General features: G+C 68.9%; 12 protein-coding genes and 5 tRNA genes. 9 read left to right on the top strand and 8 right to left on the bottom strand.

The annotated features are described in order from the left end of the window. Positions 1–118: 118 nt before the first annotated feature. A complete protein-coding gene (locus ACZ7EG_RS10160) occupies positions 119–1,291 on the bottom strand; it encodes a PP2C family protein-serine/threonine phosphatase (protein ID WP_471075008.1) in 1,173 nt (390 codons plus the stop codon). Between the two features lie 194 nt (positions 1,292–1,485). On the opposite strand from ACZ7EG_RS10160, the gene ACZ7EG_RS10165 reads away from it, so the two are divergent. Next, positions 1,486–1,980, top strand: a complete 495-nt coding sequence (locus ACZ7EG_RS10165; protein ID WP_471075011.1) for a MarR family transcriptional regulator — start codon at positions 1,486–1,488, stop codon at positions 1,978–1,980. 343 nt (positions 1,981–2,323) lie between these two features. Then, a complete protein-coding gene (locus ACZ7EG_RS10170) occupies positions 2,324–3,172 on the top strand; it encodes an RNA polymerase sigma factor SigF (RefSeq protein WP_471077017.1) in 849 nt (282 codons plus the stop codon). A gap of 59 nt (positions 3,173–3,231) precedes the next feature. Here ACZ7EG_RS10170 and ACZ7EG_RS10175 read toward each other — a convergent pair. From ACZ7EG_RS10175 to ACZ7EG_RS10190, 4 genes are all read right to left on the bottom strand, one after another. Continuing rightward, positions 3,232–3,304, bottom strand: a tRNA-Lys gene (locus ACZ7EG_RS10175). Positions 3,305–3,522: 218 nt separating this feature from the next. Then, positions 3,523–5,622: a DEAD/DEAH box helicase gene (locus ACZ7EG_RS10180; RefSeq protein WP_471075014.1), complete on the bottom strand. Its 2,100-nt coding sequence runs from the start codon at positions 5,620–5,622 to the stop codon at positions 3,523–3,525. 333 nt (positions 5,623–5,955) lie between these two features. Beyond that, positions 5,956–6,489 (bottom strand): hypothetical protein, encoded by a 534-nt coding sequence (locus tag ACZ7EG_RS10185; protein WP_471075017.1) that lies wholly within the window; start codon positions 6,487–6,489, stop codon positions 5,956–5,958. Between the two features lie 86 nt (positions 6,490–6,575). After that, positions 6,576–6,926, bottom strand: a complete 351-nt coding sequence (locus tag ACZ7EG_RS10190) for a metallopeptidase family protein (protein WP_471075020.1) — start codon at positions 6,924–6,926, stop codon at positions 6,576–6,578. Between the two features lie 83 nt (positions 6,927–7,009). Between ACZ7EG_RS10190 and ACZ7EG_RS10195 the strand changes: the two genes are divergently transcribed. The 4 genes from ACZ7EG_RS10195 (at position 7,010) to ACZ7EG_RS10210 (ending at position 8,945) form a co-directional block, all read left to right on the top strand. Beyond that, entirely contained in the window at positions 7,010–8,584 is a 1,575-nt protein-coding gene (locus tag ACZ7EG_RS10195; RefSeq protein ID WP_471075023.1) for a metallophosphoesterase family protein, read from the top strand. Positions 8,585–8,664: 80 nt separating this feature from the next. Then, positions 8,665–8,737 (top strand) — tRNA-Glu (locus ACZ7EG_RS10200). Positions 8,738–8,772: 35 nt separating this feature from the next. Further along, positions 8,773–8,847: transfer RNA gene (locus ACZ7EG_RS10205), tRNA-Asp, on the top strand. A gap of 24 nt (positions 8,848–8,871) precedes the next feature. Continuing rightward, positions 8,872–8,945, top strand: a tRNA-Phe gene (locus ACZ7EG_RS10210). A 235-nt stretch (positions 8,946–9,180) separates the two neighbouring features. On the opposite strand, the gene ACZ7EG_RS10215 is transcribed toward ACZ7EG_RS10210, so the two are convergent. Then, positions 9,181–10,353, bottom strand: coding sequence for an RNA-guided endonuclease InsQ/TnpB family protein (locus tag ACZ7EG_RS10215; protein ID WP_471075026.1), 1,173 nt, complete (start codon positions 10,351–10,353; stop codon positions 9,181–9,183). Between the two features lie 158 nt (positions 10,354–10,511). On the opposite strand from ACZ7EG_RS10215, the gene hrpA reads away from it, so the two are divergent. The 3 genes from hrpA (at position 10,512) to ACZ7EG_RS10230 (ending at position 15,261) form a co-directional block, all read left to right on the top strand. Beyond that, positions 10,512–14,456: an ATP-dependent RNA helicase HrpA gene (gene hrpA / locus ACZ7EG_RS10220; protein WP_471075029.1), complete on the top strand. Its 3,945-nt coding sequence runs from the start codon at positions 10,512–10,514 to the stop codon at positions 14,454–14,456. Positions 14,457–14,549: 93 nt separating this feature from the next. Further along, positions 14,550–14,624, top strand: a tRNA-Asp gene (locus tag ACZ7EG_RS10225). Between the two features lie 463 nt (positions 14,625–15,087). Continuing rightward, entirely contained in the window at positions 15,088–15,261 is a 174-nt protein-coding gene (locus ACZ7EG_RS10230; RefSeq protein ID WP_471075032.1) for a DUF6274 family protein, read from the top strand. 461 nt (positions 15,262–15,722) lie between these two features. On the opposite strand, the gene bldC is transcribed toward ACZ7EG_RS10230, so the two are convergent. Together bldC and ACZ7EG_RS10240 are read right to left on the bottom strand one after the other, a co-directional pair. Beyond that, positions 15,723–15,929 (bottom strand): developmental transcriptional regulator BldC, encoded by a 207-nt coding sequence (gene bldC, locus ACZ7EG_RS10235; protein ID WP_003949541.1) that lies wholly within the window; start codon positions 15,927–15,929, stop codon positions 15,723–15,725. A 599-nt stretch (positions 15,930–16,528) separates the two neighbouring features. Then, positions 16,529–17,374 (bottom strand): DUF8083 family protein, encoded by an 846-nt coding sequence (locus ACZ7EG_RS10240; RefSeq protein ID WP_471075035.1) that lies wholly within the window; start codon positions 17,372–17,374, stop codon positions 16,529–16,531. Positions 17,375–17,467 lie beyond the last annotated feature (93 nt).

The following is a 17,467-nucleotide window of genomic DNA, read 5'->3' on the forward strand; positions in this document are numbered from 1 at the left end:
CCGAGGTCGCGCGACGGCGCCTCAGCCGTTACTTGCCGTATGACAAACATTAGTGCCGACGTTCGGCACCACCAAACAACTGCCCACTACCGCCCCTGACCTGCGCTTGCCCCGTCCCCTACCGCCCACGCCAGTCCAGGCACACCACGAGGGCGTCGTCGTCCGCGGTGGACGCGCCGCGGTGACCCGTCAGTTCGCGCAGGATGGCCCGGGGCACCTCGGCGGCCGGCAGCAGCCGGGTCGACTGGATCGCCCGGGCCAGGGCGGCCTCCCCGTAGGTCTCGCCGCCCGGGGAGGCGACGTCGTAGACGCCGTCGCTGACGAAGACCAGCCGGTCGCCCGGCTCGACCCGGAACTCCTGGATCACGTAGTCGGTCTCCTCGAACATGCCGAGCGGCAGCTGGGCGTCGAAGGGCACCCGCTCCACCGCGCCCCGGCGCAGCCGCAGCATCTGCGGCGAGCCCGCGTCGACCGCCCGGACCCGCCCGGAGGCCAGGTCGAAGTCGAGCATGAGCACGGACAGGTAGCAGCGGCCCCGGTAATGGGCATACACCGCCTGGTCGGCCAGGGCCGCCTGGTCGTCGAGGGGCAGCCCGGCCCGGCGCGCGTTGCGCAGGGCGTTGATCGCCAGGTTCGTCAGCAGGGAGGCCTCTATGCCCTCGCCCATGCCGTTGGTGACATAGAGACTGAGCCGGTCGGCCGAGGCGGACCAGTCGAAGTTGTCGCCGAAGATCGCGTACGCCGGCTCCAGCTGTGCGCCCAGCTCGTACTCGGGGCGGGCGCAGGAGCGGCCCGGCAGCAGCTGCCACTGCATCTCGGCGGCCAGCGTGAGCCGGTCCCGGCGGCGCGCCTGGAGATACAGGTCGGTGTCCCGCTCGGCCACGACGATTTCGTGCCCGAGCACTTCGGCGATCTCGGCCAGCTCGCCCAGGCAGCGCTCGGCGTGCTCCGCGCCCGGCAGGGTCACGGTCAGCACCCCGAGGCGGTCGCCGCGCACGGTGACGGGCAGGTGCGCGCGTACGAAATCACCGGAAAGGGTCTCCACGTAGGGCTGCTGCGCACCGAAGGCCCGGCCCGCCGGGCTGTTGTGCACGGACACCGGCTGGAGGGTGTCCGGCAGCACGGACACCGGCTGAAGCACCGTCAGTCCGTAGTCGGCCAGGAAAAGCTCGACGGAGTCCGCCGCGTACTGATCGGTCAGTACACGACGGACCGCGTCCAGCAGTTGATGGGGCGCCGCCGTGCGCAGTGCGCGCTCGGCGGTCACGAATCTGCTCGTGATCGTGTTCACGGGGGTTTGTTCACCATCCTCGGTGGGACGCCGACGCGTCCTCGGAAATCGGTCCTTGTCCACGGGCCGGTGATGCGGGTCCCGGGCGGTTCACCTCACGCCCGATGCCGCGGCGGGCACCGTTCGTCCCGTGGGGCCGAAGCCGTCTGCCGCGGCGCTAGTACGCTGACGGCCATCCCGGTGCCTGCGAGAGTGTGACTGTGACTTCCCTCCGACCCCGCCCTGAGCCGACAGAGGTCGCCCGTGTGACCTCCACGGCCGCGGAGTTGCTCGAAGTCCTCTGGGGCCGAGCCTCGACCGCGCCGGCCTCCGCGTCCCAGCTGCGGGTGCTGCTCATCCTCGAACACCATGAGGGCATCAACCTGCGCACGCTCGCCGACTCCCTCGCCTCCACACCGCCCTCGACCAGCCGGCTGTGCGACCGGCTGCAGGCGGCCGGGTTCGTCGAGCGCGAGGTCAGTCCGGCCGACCGGCGCGAGGTCCGCCTGCACCTCAGCGGCCGGGGCCGCGCTTTCCTGGCCGACCTGCGGGTGCGCCGGGAGCAGGCGCTGCGCGCGGTGCTCGACCAGATGCCCGCGGCGAAGCGGGTCGCACTGCTGCAGGGGCTGGAGGCGTTCTGCGACGCGGCGGCGGCCCAGATACACGACGACTCCGAAGACTCCCGCTCGTCCGATACCCGGACTGCCTGAATAACGCGCCGTCGCACGGAGTCGTCCCTTCCGGTCTCTTCCCCGCGCACGTCCGGCATGCCTAGGCTGTTGCTCTCCACCTATAGTTGTCAAACGGCAACTGTCTGCTCTGCGAACCCCTCGGTCTTCTCTCGCGCACCCCACCGCCCACCCTCCCTGCCCGTACCGTCGCAGCACAGGTCCGGGTACCCCGCCACCGCCTCGACCTGCGCCGACTGTGGTCAACGTCTCGCCGGGGCATATGCGGGGCATGACCGCGGCGAGGGCGGGTAGCGGCGCTGGAGGTGGCCTGTCGGGGGATCGGAGCGGGCCGGACTGACAGGGAGGGCCCGTGACGGCGACCATGCGCATCGGCACGACGACGGATTCCGCCACCTACACCGGTGAGGAACTGCCGCAGATCGCCGAGCCCCAGAAGCTCGCCCCGCAGGACGCGCGCGAGCTGACCGGACAGTTCCTCGACCGGCTCGCCGTGCTCGAGGAAGGCACACCCGAACACCAGTACGCCCGCAACACGCTCATTGAGATGAACATGTCGCTGGTGCGCTTCGCGGCCCGCCGGTTCCGCTCCAGCGGCCAGTCGATGGAAGACGTCGTCCAGGTCGGCGTCATCGGTCTGATCAAGGCCATCGACCGCTTCGAAGTCTCCCGCGAGGTGCAGTTCACCAGCTTCGCGGTGCCCTACATCATCGGCGAGATCAAGCGGTTCTTCCGCGACACGTCCTGGGCCGTACACGTGCCGCGCCGCCTGCAGGAGGCCCGTACGGAACTCGCCAAGGCCACGGAGGAACTCGCCTCCCGCCTCGGCCGCGCCCCGAAGGTGGCCGAACTGGCCGCCCTGATGAACCTGTCGGAGGAGGAAGTCGTCGAGGCCCAGATCGCGGCCAACGGCTACCTGTCCTCCTCCCTCGACGCGACGGTCACCGGCGACCCGGACGAGAGCGAGACGAAGCTGTCGGAGTTCATCGGCGAGGAGGACCCGGCCCTCGAACTCGTCGAGGACTTCCACGCCCTGGCCCCCCTGGTCGCCGAACTCGACGACCGCCAGCGCCTCATCCTCCACCTGCGCTTCGTGGAGGAGCTGACCCAGGCGGAGATCGGCGCCCGGCTCGGCATCTCGCAGATGCACGTCTCCCGGCTGATCTCCCGCACGGTGGCACGGCTGCGGTCGGGGATGCTGACCACCGGCTGACCCACCCCCACAACGACAAGAGCCCCGGTCCGGATCATCTCCGGACCGGGGCTTCCTCGTAGGCCCTGTGGGACTCGAACCCACAACCAATGGATTAAAAGTCCACTGCTCTGCCAATTGAGCTAAGGGCCCAGGCGATGTTGCCCCCACGAGCATAGCCGGACGACGCCGAGTCTCCGATCGGGTATCCGGGTCCCGGCCGCGGCAAAGGGACGAACAGGGGCGATCAGGGCCGCGGAACGACCGGCTCGGGCGTGTCCACACGGCCCCCGGAAAGCCCCCGCCGGGGACGACGAAGCGCCGTGGCCCGCCCGTTGGGAGGGGGCCACGGCGCTCCTCATGCGCTGATGTCAGCCGTTGCGCTTCCAGCGCGGCTTGTCCTCGCGGCGCTGGAACGAGCTGCCACCGCGGTGGTCGTCACGGCGGCCGTAGGGGCGGTCGTGCCCGCCGGAGCGGAAGCCCGGACGGTCGTCACGGCGGTCCCGGTTGAAGGGACGGTCGCTGCCCCGGTGTCCACCGCGCTCGTCCCGGCGGAAGCCGCCACGGTCACGGTCGCGGCTGAACCCGCCACGGTCGTCACGACGCTCGAACGAACGGCCACCACGGTCACCACCGCGGTCACCACGGTCGTCCCGGCGGAAACCACCGCGCTCGCCCCGGTCACCACGGTCGGCCCGGTCGTCACGACGGAAACCACCGCGGTCACGGTCACGGTCGAAGGAACGGCCACCACGGTCGCGGTCACGGTCGCGGTTGAACCCGCCACGGTCGTCACGACGCTCGAACGAACGGCCACCACGGTCGTCACGACGCTCGAACGAACGACCGCCACGGTCGTCACGACGCTCGAACGAACGGCCACCCCGGTCACCACCGCGGTCACCACGGTCGTCCCGGCGGAAACCAGCGCGATCGTCACGCCGCTCCCGGCGCTCGTACGGAGCGGAGGACTCGGGACGCTCCTCGCGCTCCACGTCCTTCGCGGTCGGCTGCTCGGGCACCGACACCTCCACGGCGGCGGCCACGACCTCTCCGGCCTCCCCGGCCACCACCGCAGCGGGCTCCTCGCCACGCTCACGCGCGACCCGCGCCAGCAGCCGGTCGGACTCCTCGCGCAGCTCGTTCGCACGCCGCTGCGCCCGCTCCAGCTCCTTGGTGAGCTGGGCGACCTCACGCTCGGCCTGCTGCGCCGCGTTGCCCACGGACTCGGCCTGCACCTCGGTCATCGACCGGGCACCGGTGATCTCGGCGACCTCCGGGTCGAAGGCGCCGGCCCCCTGGATGATGTGGCGCGAGGCGTCGACGCCCGCGTCCTCCATCAGCCGGAAGATCTGACGCCGCTGGTGCGGCAGCGACAGGGACACGACCGTGCCGGAACGGCCCGCGCGAGCGGTACGGCCGGAGCGGTGCAGATAGTCCTTGTGGTCACCGGCCGGATCCACGTTCAGCACCAGGTCGATGCCGTCGACGTGGATACCGCGCGCGGCGACGTCGGTGGCGACGAGCACGTTGACGTACCCGTCCTTGAAGTCGGCCAGCGTCCGCGTCCGCGCGCCCTGGGTCATGCCACCGTGCAGCGCGTCGGCCTTCACGCCCGAGTCGCGCAGCTGCTCGGCGACACGGTCGGCGCCCAGCTGAGTGCGGACGAAGATGATCGTGCGGCCCTTGCGGGAAGCGATCGCGGCGGTGACCGGCGCCTTGTCCTTGGGCTTCACGATCAGGATGTGGTGCGACATGGTCGTCACGGCACCCTGAGCGGCGTCGACCTCGTGGCTGACCGGGTTGTTCAGGTACCGGTCGACCAGGGTCTTGATCTCGTTCTCCATGGTCGCGGAGAACAGCATCCGCTGACCGCCCGCGGGGATCTGGTCGAGCAGCTCGGTGACCTCGGGCATGAAGCCCAGGTCCGACATCTGGTCGGCCTCGTCGAGAACGGCGATCTGCACGTTCTCCAGCGAGCACGCACCGCGGTTGATGATGTCGCGCAGTCGGCCCGGAGTGGCGACCAGGACGTCGACGCCACGCTCCAGGGCGTAGATCTGGTTGCCCATCGACGTACCGCCGCAGACGACCTTCATCTTCAGGCCGAGGACGTCGCCGTAGGGCTGGAGCGCGTCGGCGACCTGCATGGCCAGCTCACGCGTCGGCGTCAGGATGACGGCACGGGGCTTGTGCTTCTCGGTACGGCCGCCCGCCAGCGTGGCCAGGGTCGGCAGACCGAAGGACAGGGTCTTGCCGGAGCCGGTGCGGCCACGGCCGAGGATGTCCTTGCCGACCAGGGCGTCCGGGATGGTCGCGGCCTGGATCGGGAAGGGGGTGGTCACACCGTTCTGCGCGAGCTTGCGCACGACGCCCTCGGGCAGACCGAGGTCCGCGAAGGTGACCTCAGGGGCGTCCTCGACGGCCTCGTTCTCGGGCACGACGACGTGATCAGTACTGGCAATGGACATGCGAATGCGAAACCTTCCGGAGTCTCAGTCGGCACGCGCCCGTCAACTCCGTGATTCGCGAATCGCAATACGACCGCCTCAATGCGGTCCACCACGGCAAGGGAGAGTACGCGCCACACGGCGCGCTCTGCAGTGGCGCCGGGCAAGATGGGATCAAACGATCTGCCACCATACGCACTCCGGGCCCCACAAGGCAAACCGGACTGTGCAGGAAGCAGCGGACCACTGCCCGAGGCCGGACAGCATCCAGATGTCTCCAACCACCCTCCAGCCGGGATTGTTCCCGCCCCAGAGGGAAAACTTCCCACCCCACCACCCACGCGCCCTCGCCCCCTACACCGGCCACCCCGCCTCCGGCGCCGGCTCCCGCTGCTCGAGCTGCGGCCCCGGCGGCTCATGCGCCGACGACGACGGCTCCGGCGTCGGCTCGGCGGACGCCGTCGGCTCCTGCGTCGTCGGCGTCGGCTCCGGTTCGACCGTCCGGGTGGGCGTCGGCGGCGCCGGCGGCTTCGGCGTCGGCCGAGCCGGCTTCCCCGGCCCGTCACCCCCCGGCCCGGGCGCGCTCACCTCAGCGCTCGGCGACACCTCGGGCGCAGCCGACCTCCCCTCGCCGCCACCCTTGCCCTTCTTGCCCTTCCTGCCCTTGCCACGCCCCCGCTCGCCGTCGGCCCCCACCGCACCCGGACCCGCGCCACCCCCCGACACCGCCGGACCGCCCTCGGGCTCCTCACCACCCCGCTGCCCGGCTGAGTGCGACGGCTTGACGCTCCCGCCCGCGTCGTCGTCACCGACACTCACGCAGCCGGCGGCAGCGGCAACCGCCACGACCGTGACGGCCAGTCGGACGGGTACGTACAAGGGGCGCACGGGCCACCTCCGGAGCGGGTGATGGAGTCAACACCTCCAACTCCCCCCGCCCACAAGAGGACACGCGCCCCGCATTCACAACCCGCTCAGCCATACCCCAGGGCGTGAAGACGCTCGTCGTCGATACCGAAGTGGTGCGCGATCTCGTGCACCACGGTGATCTCCGTCTCCGCGACCACGTCCTCCCGCGACTCACACATCCGCAACGTCGGATTCCGGTACACCGTGATCCGATCCGGCAGCACACCGGCGTACCACTCACCCCGGTCGGTCAGCGGCGTCCCCTCGTACAGCCCGAGCAGCTCGGGATCCTCCGCCGGCGGCTCGTCCTCGACGAACACCGCGACGTTGTCCATCAGTCGCGTCAACTCCGGCGGGATCCGGTCGAGCGCCTCGGCGACCAGCTCCTCGAACTCCTCGCGCGTCATCTCCAGCACAGGCCCATTGTCAGCCACGACCCCGCCCTACGAGAGCCTCCCGGCGCCGCATATCCGGCCGCGCACTTGGGCATACGGGACCAATGGCCCGCGTCCCCGCCGCAGTCCTGAGTGTCCTGAACCCCATCCGCAACATCCCGCACGCCCTCGCCCGCCGCTACCGCTCCCGCCAGGCCCCCACCACCACCGAACTCGTGACACAGCCGCACCCATGGACCCGCGCCGCGGGACTCGTGGCCGTCGTCCTCTGCGGCGCATGGCTGGGACTACTGGTCGTGGGCAACGTCCGGGTCCCGGTCGGCCCCATGGACACCACCATGACGCTGCGGCCGTCATTCACCGGCGGCACCAAGATCAACATCTCGCCCCTCGGCGCCCTGCAACTGGACAGCCACATCGCCCCCGTCCGCCTGGACGTCAACGTCGACCAGCTCGACCCCGACCGCTCCCAAGCCCTCGTCGACCGCCCCGAACGCCTCTCCGGCCTCCAGGACGAAGTCACCGCGGACGTCGGCCGCGGCACCCTCGACCTGGCCGTACGCTCCGGCGTCGCCGTCGTCGCCGGAGCCACCGCCCTCGGCCTCGCCGTCTACCGCCGACCCCGCCGCGCCCTCGCCGCCGGAGGCCTCGCCCTCACCCTCCTCGCCGCCTCGGGCGGCACGGCCTACGCCACCTGGCGCCCCGACTCCGTCCTGGAACCCAAGTTCTCCGGCCTGCTCACCTCAGCCCCCTCCCTGGTCGGCAACGCACGCAGCATCGTCACCGAATTCGACGTCTACCAGAAAGAATTGGCCCGCCTCGTCACCAACGTCACCAAGCTCTACGACGCCACCTCGACCCTGCCGGCCTACGCACCCGACCCCTCCACCATCCGGGTCCTGCACGTCTCCGACATCCACCTCAACCCGGCGAGCTGGAAGATCATCGCCTCACTCGTGGACCAGTACAAGGTCGACGTGATCGTCGACTCCGGCGACACGATGGACCACGGCACCGCCGCCGAGAACGGCTTCCTGGACCCCATCGAAGACCTCGGAGCCCCCTACGTCTGGGTCCGCGGCAACCACGACTCGATGATCACCCAGCGCTACATGCAGGACCTGAAGAACGTCCACGTCCTCGACGACGGCAAAGCACAGACGATCAAGGGCCTGCGCTTCGCCGGCATCGGCGACCCACAGTTCACCCCCGACCGCTCCCAGCAGACCGGCGCCCGGCAGTCCCAGGAACTGGCCGGCGCCCGCCTCGCCACGGCCCTGCGCGACCAGAGCACCGCCGGCACCCCGGTCGACGTCGCCATCGCCCACGAACCCTCCGCCGCCCGCGAGGTCGACGGCGAAGTCCCCCTGGTCCTGGCCGGCCACCTCCACCACGACGAGATGGAAATGCTGCCGTACGGCACCCGACTGCGCATCGAAGGCTCCACCGGCGGCAGCGGGCTGCGCGCCATCGAAGGCAAGCACCCCGACCCCATCGAGGCGTCGATCCTCTACTTCGACCGGGACACCCGCCATCTCCAGGCCTGGGACGAGATCGAACTGGGCGGCCTCGGCCTCACGACCGCTGAGGTCAGCCGCCACCTCCCGGAGGAGAACCAGCCCGGCGCGACACCCTCCCCCAGCACCCCCACGGGGGCCGCCCCGTCACCCTCCCCCTAAACCGTTTTGGCGATACCTCCCGCCATCCCATATGCTTCTCACGTCCCCGACGCGCTGAGAAGCGCCCAGGCGGGCCGATAGCCCTCATCGTCTAGCGGCCTAGGACGCCGCCCTTTCAAGGCGGTAGCACGGGTTCGAATCCCGTTGGGGGCACGCACCACCCTGTGCGACACTGTCGTACGAAGCTTGGTCCTGTGGAGCAGTTTGGAGTGCTCGCCACCCTGTCAAGGTGGAGGCCGCGGGTTCAAATCCCGTCAGGACCGCTGAGGTTTCACGTGAAACCTCGTGGCTGGGTAGCTCAGTTGGTACGAGCGTCCGCCTGAAAAGCGGAAGGTCGCCGGTTCGACCCCGGCCCCAGCCACAGCTAAGGCCCCGATCCCCGGATCGGGGCCTTGTTGTATGCCTTGTGGCTCACACCCGCAGTACGAGTGTCCGAGTCCACTACCAGGATTGAGACGGCGGCGTACGAGCGCTCGCGTCCGCTGCCAGGGATCAGAGACGGCGGCGTACGAGCGATCGCGTCCGCTACCGAGGAAGTACCCCCAGCTCGCAGCTCGCCCCGCCGATGGCTTCGGCGGAGGCGGCGCATCCAGCCCTTACGCGATCAGCGTGAGGGCAGGGACCTGTGACTCGGCCCCGCAGACCCAGGTCCACCAGCCGCGGGCGGCGATGACGTGGGACGCGTTCAGGTCCGCGTGCTCAACGAAGCCGCAGTTCCTGCATGAGAAGACGGCCTGTGTCGGCCGGTTCCTCTTGTCGATGTGGTGGCAGCGGGAGCACTCCCGGCTGGTGTGGGCCGGGTGGACGTGCACCACCGGTACTCCGGCCCTGCGCGCCTTGTATGCGATGAAGGCGCCGAGCTGTGCGAAGGCCCAGGAGTGGATCGTGACGCGTTGGGGCTTCTTCAGCCGTGCCCGCTCGCGGATGCCGCCCAGGTCTTCCAGGGCGATGCCGCGACCGGTGCGTTGGGCCTCCGTCACGATGTGTTTGCTGATCTTGTGGTTGATGTCGCGGGTGCGCCGGGCTTCCCTTCCGGTGCGGCGTTTGGCTCGCCGTTTGGCGGACCGGGTCTGCTTTCTTGCGAGGTTGTCTCGGTTGCGGCGGTCGTTCTGTCTGCTGCGGTTGAGGCGTCGGCCGCTGTGCCGGTGGCCGGTCGAGGTGGTGGCGATGTTGGTGATGCCGAGGTCGACGCCGATGAATCCCCGGGGGTCCGGGGTGGTGGGGCTTTCCGGGATGTCGACCGTGGCCAGGAGGTACCAGTGTCCGTTCTGGCTGGTCAGGTCGGACTCGCCCTGTCGGTGGCGGGCGAGGAGGAGGAGTTGTGTTTCCTCGCCGGTGAAGGCGAGGCGCTTCATGCGTCCGGCCACGGTCCAGATGGAGACGGTTCGTTGTTCCGTCTGCCAGGACAGCATGCGGTCGTCGTAGGGCTGGGCGCCTTGGGGTCGGAAGGCGATGGGTTTTTCGGTGGCTCTGCGGAAGCGTGGGGATCCGGGTTTGCCGAGGTTTCCGGCTTTGAGGTTGCCGGCGAGGGCGGTGTAGGCGTCGCTGGTCTTCTTGATGACGTGCTGGGCGGCTTGGGCGCCGAGGGACCAGCGGGTTTTGAGCTGGGTGTAGGTCAGGGCGCGTAGTTCGCGGTTGCGTTTGATTCCGGTGGTGAAGGCGGTGTGGGAGACGTGGTTGGCCGCCGCGTTGCAGGCGTGGAGGGTTGCCTGTAGTGCCGACGCCTGTTCGGGGGTCGGGAGGAGTTTGACGCGGATGACCAGCTTCACGTGCAGAAATCTAGGGCGGGGTCGGGGGTGTGGTCAGGCGGTCGATCTTCGACCACTCGATCGAATGACCGCTCGGACAATCGCTCGAAGATCGTCTGCGTGGGCTGGTCGAAATCCGTTCGCCTCCGTTTTGCAGGGGATGAGATCCTGGATCCCGTATGTCTACGCACCCTGCCCCCGCCCTCGGCGCCCTCGCCCCCCGCCTGACCGAGCTGTCCCTGCGCGATGCGCACCGGCTCGGGCGCAGGCTCGAAGGTGCGCGCAAGATCCGTAAGCCGGAGGCGCGGGCCGCTGTGCTCGCCGAGATCGAGGCGGAGGTCGGCAGGGCCGAGGAGCGGATGGCCGGTCGGCGTGCCCTCGTGCCCGAGGTCACGTACCCCGAGCAGCTGCCGGTCAGCCAGAAGAAGGACGCGATCGCCGAGGCCATTCGCGATCACCAGGTCGTGATCGTCGCCGGTGAGACCGGTTCGGGCAAGACGACGCAGATTCCCAAGATCTGTCTCGAGCTGGGACGCGGTGTGCGGGGCATGATCGGGCACACGCAGCCCCGCAGGATCGCGGCCCGGACGGTCGCCGAGCGGGTCGCCGAGGAGCTGGACACTCCGCTCGGCGGAGCGGTGGGCTGGAAGGTCCGTTTCACCGACCAGGTCGATCCGGACGCCACCTTCGTCAAGCTCATGACGGACGGCATCCTGCTGGCCGAGATCCAGACCGACCGTGAGCTGCGTGCCTACGACACGATCATCATCGACGAGGCGCACGAGCGGTCCCTCAACATCGACTTCCTGCTGGGCTATCTCGCCCAGCTGCTGCCGAAGCGCCCCGATCTCAAGGTCGTCATCACCTCGGCCACGATCGACCCCGAGCGCTTCTCGCGGCATTTCGGTGATGCCCCGATCATCGAGGTCAGCGGCCGTACGTATCCGGTGGAGGTCCGCTACAGGCCGCTGCTGGAGGAGGACGGCGACGACGCCGACCGTGATCAGATCACCGCGATCACCGATGCCGTGGAGGAGCTCCAGAGGGAGGGGAAGGGCGACATCCTGGTCTTCCTCTCCGGTGAGCGGGAGATCCGGGACACGGCCGACGCCCTCACCAAGAAGAACTACCGGTTCACGGAGATCCTGCCGTTGTACGCCCGGCTCTCCCATGCGGAGCAGCACCGCGTCTTCCAGCAGCACACCGGCCGCAGGATCGTTCTGGCCACGAATGTCGCCGAGACTTCGCTGACCGTTCCGGGCATCAAGTACGTGATCGACCCCGGCTTCGCGCGGATCTCGCGTTACAGCCATCGCACCAAGGTCCAGCGACTGCCCATCGAGCCGGTTTCGCAGGCGAGTGCCAACCAGCGCAAGGGGCGCTGTGGGCGTACGTCCGACGGTATCTGCATCCGGCTTTACAGCGAGGACGACTTCAACGCCCGGCCGGAGTTCACGGACGCGGAGATCCTGCGGACGAATCTCGCCTCCGTCATCCTGCAGATGACCGCGGCCGGCCTCGGGGACATCGAGAAGTTCCCCTTCATCGACCCGCCGGACCACCGCAACATCCGCGACGGTGTGCAGTTGCTCCAGGAGCTGAACGCCCTGGACCCGGTGCAGAAGGACCCGCGCAAGCGGCTCACGGAGACCGGCCGGAAACTGGCCCAGTTGCCCGTCGATCCCCGGTTGGCCCGGATGGTCCTGGAGGCGGACAGGAACGGCTGTGTGCGCGAGGTGATGGTGATAGCCGCCGCGCTGTCCATCCAGGATCCGCGTGAGCGTCCCGCCGACAAGCAGGCGCAGGCCGATCAGCAGCACGCTCGCTTCAAGGACGAGACCAGCGACTTCCTGGCCTATCTCAACCTCTGGCGCTATCTCCGCGAGCAGCAGAAGGAGCGCGGGTCGTCCTCCTTCCGCCGGATGTGCAAGCAGGAGTACCTCAACTTCCTTCGCATTCGCGAATGGCAGGACATCTACTCGCAGTTGCGCACGGTCGCGAAGCAGATGGGCATCCATCTCAACGAGGACGACGCCCCGGCCGACCGCATCCATCTCTCCCTGCTGGCCGGTCTTCTGTCGCACATCGGCATGAAGGACGTGAAGGAGGGCGCGAAGAACGAGTATCTGGGCGCCAGGAACGCCAAGTTCGCGGTCTTCCCCGGATCGGCCCTCTTCAAGAAGCCCCCGCGTTTCGTGATGTCCGCCGAGCTCGTCGAGACGTCCCGTCTCTGGGCGCGCGTCAATGCCAGGATCGAGCCCGAGTGGGTCGAGCCCCTCGCCGCGCACCTCGTCAAGCGCACCTACAGCGAGCCGCACTGGGAGAAGGACCAGGCCGCGGTGATGGCGTACGAGAAGGTCACGCTGTACGGCGTGCCGATCGTGGCGCAGCGGAAGGTCAACTACGGGCGGATCGACGCGGAGATCAGCCGTGAGCTGTTCATCCGGAACGCGCTGGTGGAGGGGGACTGGCGCACGCACCACAAGTTCTTCTCGGACAACCGCCGTCTCCTCACCGAGGTCGAGGAGCTGGAGCACCGGGCGCGGCGCCGCGACATCCTGGTCGACGACGAGACCCTGTTCGACTTCTACGACCGGCGGATCCCCGAACACGTCGTCTCGGGTGCCCACTTCGACTCGTGGTGGAAGCGCAAGCGGCACGAGCAGCCCGACTTCCTCGACTTCGAGCGCGAGATGCTCATCAACGAGAAGGCGGGCGAGGTCACCAAGGCCGACTACCCCGACTCGTGGCGCCAGGGCGATCTGAAGTTCCGGGTGTCGTACCAGTTCGAGCCGGGGGCGGACGCCGACGGTGTGACCGTGCACATCCCGCTCCAGGTCCTCAACCAGGTCACGGACGAGGGTTTCGACTGGCAGATCCCGGGGCTGCGCGAGGAGCTGGTGACGGAGCTGATCCGGTCCCTGCCCAAGCCGATCCGGCGGAACTACGTCCCGGCGCCGAACTTCGCGAAGGCGTTCCTGGACCGTGCCGTGCCCCTTCAGGAGCCTCTGACCACGACCATGACCCGTGAGCTTCGGCTCATGGTCGGTGTGCCGTTCGAGGCGGACGACTTCGATCTGTCCAGGGTCCCCGACCATCTGAAGATCACGTTCCGGATCGTTGACGAGCGGCGCCGCAAGCTGGCCGAGGACAAGGACCTGGAGGCGCTGAAGCTCAGGTTGCGCCCGAAGGCCCGCAAGGCCCTCTCCCAGGCGGCCGCGGCGACCGCGGAACGCTCGGGCGGTGAGTCCCTGGAGCGCTCGGGCCTGACCGACTGGACGATCGGCACGCTCACCCGTGTCTTCGAGACCCGCCGGGCCGGTCAGCCGGTGAAGGCGTATCCGGCGCTGGTGGACGACGGCGACACGGTCTCCGTGCGCCTGTTCGACACGGAGGCGGAGCAGGCGCAGGCCATGTGGAAGGGCACGCGCCGGCTGATCCTGCGCAACATCCCGGTGAACCCGGCGAAATTCGCGAGCGATCGCCTGACGAACGCGCAGAAGCTGGCGCTGTCCGCGAATCCGCACGGCTCGATCCAGGGCCTGTTCGACGACTGCGCGATGGCCGCCGCCGACAGGCTGATCGGGGACTTCGGCGGGCCGGCGTGGGACGAGGAGTCGTACCGGAAGCTGTACGACAAGGTGCGTGCCGAGATCGTCGACACGACCGTCCGTACGGTGGACCAGGTGCAGCAGGTCCTGGCGGCCTGGCAGGCCTGTGAGCGGCGCCTGAAGACCGTGCGCAGCCCGGCGCTGCTGGCGAACCTCCAGGACGTGCGGGGGCAGCTGGACGCCCTCGTGAGGCCGGGCTTCGTGACGGAGGCGGGGTTGCGGCGCATGCCGGACCTGATGCGTTATCTGGTGGCGGCCGACCGGCGACTGCAGCAGATGCCGACGAACGTCCAGCGGGACACCACGCGGATGCAGAAGGTCCACGAGATGCGGGACGAGTACGCCTGGCTGCTGGAGCAGCTGCCGCAGGGCCGGCCGGTCCCGTCGTCGGTTCTGGAGATCCGCTGGATGATCGAGGAGCTCCGGGTCAGCTATTTCGCCCACGCGCTGGGCACGGCGTACCCCGTCTCCGACAAGCGGATCGTGAAGGCGATCGACGCGGCGGCGCCGTAACGGGACCGCCACGCTGGGTGAGTTCGACCCGAGGCTCACCCTCCTGTACAGTCTCTTCTCGCAGCGCAACGCACGAATAGCGCCGCGAAACCTGGTCCTGTGGAGCAGTTTGGAGTGCTCGCCACCCTGTCAAGGTGGAGGCCGCGGGTTCAAATCCCGTCAGGACCGCAGTGGAGGAGCCCGGATCTTCGGATCCGGGCTCTTCGTCGTCCACGCACCACTCCAAGCAGACGCAGGCCGCGCCCGCGGCGCAGCCGCAATCAGACACAGCAAATCCCGTCAGGACCGCAGCGAAAGAGCCCCGACCTTCGGATCCGGGCTCTTCGTCGTCCACGCACCACTCCAAGCAGACGCAGGCCGCGCCCGCGGCGCAGCCGCAATCAGACACAGCAAATCCCGTCAGGACCGCAGCGAAAGAGCCCCGACCTTCGGATCCGGGCTCTTCGTGTTGCTCCCCGGCCCTCAGGGGCCGCTCTCCCTCGTGTCCCCGGCCTTCGGATCCTGGTCTCTTTCGTGCGCTCTGACCTTCACGGAGGCTTCCGGGCCTCCACACGCCGTCTTGACGCCCCCTCAATCCGTCGGTACCCCAGAGTCAGGGCCGTTCTCCGTACGGCCCCCGGGGAGGTGGCGTATGACGGCAGCGGCGAGGCACGAGACGCGGGCTCTGCTCCGCGCGCACCTGTCGGCCGCGTCGTCGTACCGGCACCTCACACGTCACTGCCCGATCTGCCACCGGCTGCTGCGGCTGGCGATGGAGTCCGCGCCGCGTACCGCCCGGGAGGACGGGAGCCCGGCGCCGGCTTGATCCACGAGCGGACCCAACACCCGTACACACGGGGGCTGCTGGAGAGGAAGGCTCCTCTACCGCACCCGGAGCGGAGCTAACAAGCCGCTTGGTATGTGACGGGTGTCACCGCATGAGTTTTGCAAAGTGGGTTACTTACGCCCCACCTACAAAGGGTCAATTTAATATGTGCAATTGCACCCTGTCGGGGGTGCCGCGTACAGAGGATCCGACACCCCTCCCCAGGCTCCTACAAGGCCGCTCACAGCCGGATCGGCAGACCCGTCGAGGGCGCACAAAAAAGATCGCGCTGGACCCGGCGGAGTCCAGCGCGATCGACGACGCACCCTGTTGCATGCCTGAGAAGCTCTGACTGGCGTGGGCGTGGGGCCTGTTGGGGCAGGACCCGCGTCGCTTGGAGCGGTGTTCCGGGCGCCGCGACCAGTGGGGGACCAGCCGGTTTTGCCCGGTTATTCAGTTGTTCAGGCCTCGCTGCGCTGCTGCGGGATACCCGCGAGCAGGGCGCGGACCTCGGCCTCGCGGTAGCGCCGATGCCCGCCGAGCGTGCGGATCGACGTGAGCTTGCCGGCCTTCGCCCACCGCGTGACCGTCTTCGGGTCCACACGGAACATGGTGGCGACCTCAGCCGGGGTCAGCAGCGGCTCGGCATCAGGGGTGCGAGCGGTCATGAGCGGCCTCCTCGGGAGAACCGAACCTTCTCGGTTCTTTCCTCTAAATTCTGCACCTTGACCCGCGTTGCCCGAAATGGCGGACGCGAGTCGAGTCGGTTATAGGACGAACGGCTTGTCCTCGGCACTACAACTACACCATCTGTCCAGCCGCGTCGGCCAAACCGATGGAATTGCCCCTCCAGGTGTTCATCAGCGACGGAAGCCGATGGACCATGCCATAGCGGACAGTCACACCGCTGTGACGATCAGTCACAGGGTGATCAGGAAGTCACCAGACCCCCCAAAGCGTGCAATGCTGAGATTCCGCCCATAGTGCAGCACCACGGGACGGAAGGAGCCCTCCCCGGACTCCTTGTCCTATTTTGGCATGAGGAGGGGCAAGGGACGCAAGAGCCTCGTACGTGTAGTCCGTCACGCTTGGCCTACTTGAGAGGTCTGCCCGGATCGGGTCCTACATCCCTTGTTGACGAAGCCTCAGGAGCAGCACGGCCCGCTTCAGGAACTCGGTGCGAGGACGAAACCCCAAATCGGGCGGTTCGTCAAACGTCAGTTCGTGACCGAATGCGAGCGGCGTGTACGGATATCAAGGTCAGGGGTCAGTTGGCCGACCGGAGATCCCGCACGGAACGCCAGCGCTCCACGAGCCGGGCGTACGCCGCCCCCGCGGCCTCCCCGTCGCCCCTGCGCAGGGCGGCGATGCCCTCGGCGACGTCCGCGGCCGAATGATCGTCCTCCAGCGTCCCCGCGGGCACCGCGTGCACCAGACCGCCGTAGTCCAGCTCCACGAGGGACCGCGGGTGGAACTCCTCGAGCCAGCGGCCGACGTCCATCAGGCCGTCGATCAGCGGCCCCTCGTCCATGGCCTCCTTCAGGGCGCGCAGGCCCCGGGCCACACGCCGGCGGGCCTGGACCATGGGCGTGCGGTAGCGCAGCACCGGCGGGCCGCCGGCCGAGGCACCGCTGTCGTACTCGCGCTCCTCGTCGGAGACCAGGACGAACCAGTTGATCGGCACCTGCCAGGTGGCCGTACGGATCCACGGCCGGGCGTCCGGGTTGATGGCCAGCCAGCGCTCGTAGTCCTGGGCCGCCTGGCGTCGCAGGACGGGGGGCAGGACCGCGTCCATCACCGGCGGGGGCAGCTCCTCGGCGAGCACGTCCAAGGCCAGCCAGCCGCGCAGCCGGGTGCGCCAGGGGCAGACGCAGACGACGCCGTCGACGTCGAGCACGAAGGCGTCCTCGCTCTCGTGCACCGGCACCGGGACCGGCGGGACCGGCGCCAAGTCGGCCAGGGCACGGCGGAGTTCGTCCTGGTACGTGGGACGGTCGGCACGGCGGGCGTAGCGGGCCCACTGGCTGCGCTCCGGCTCGGGGAAGGCGGCCAGCGGTTCGTACACGCGCAGGTAGGTCGCGTAGGGGACGATCACCGAGGTCACCTTGGGCACGCCTGCTCCCTCCCCCGCGCACCGCCGCGAAAACCTGCGGAACCCACTCACGATCGCGCGGGAAATCTATGCAAATCGTCGCACGGGTGTACT

It is taken from the genome of Streptomyces sp. NPDC037100 (assembly GCF_055606225.1).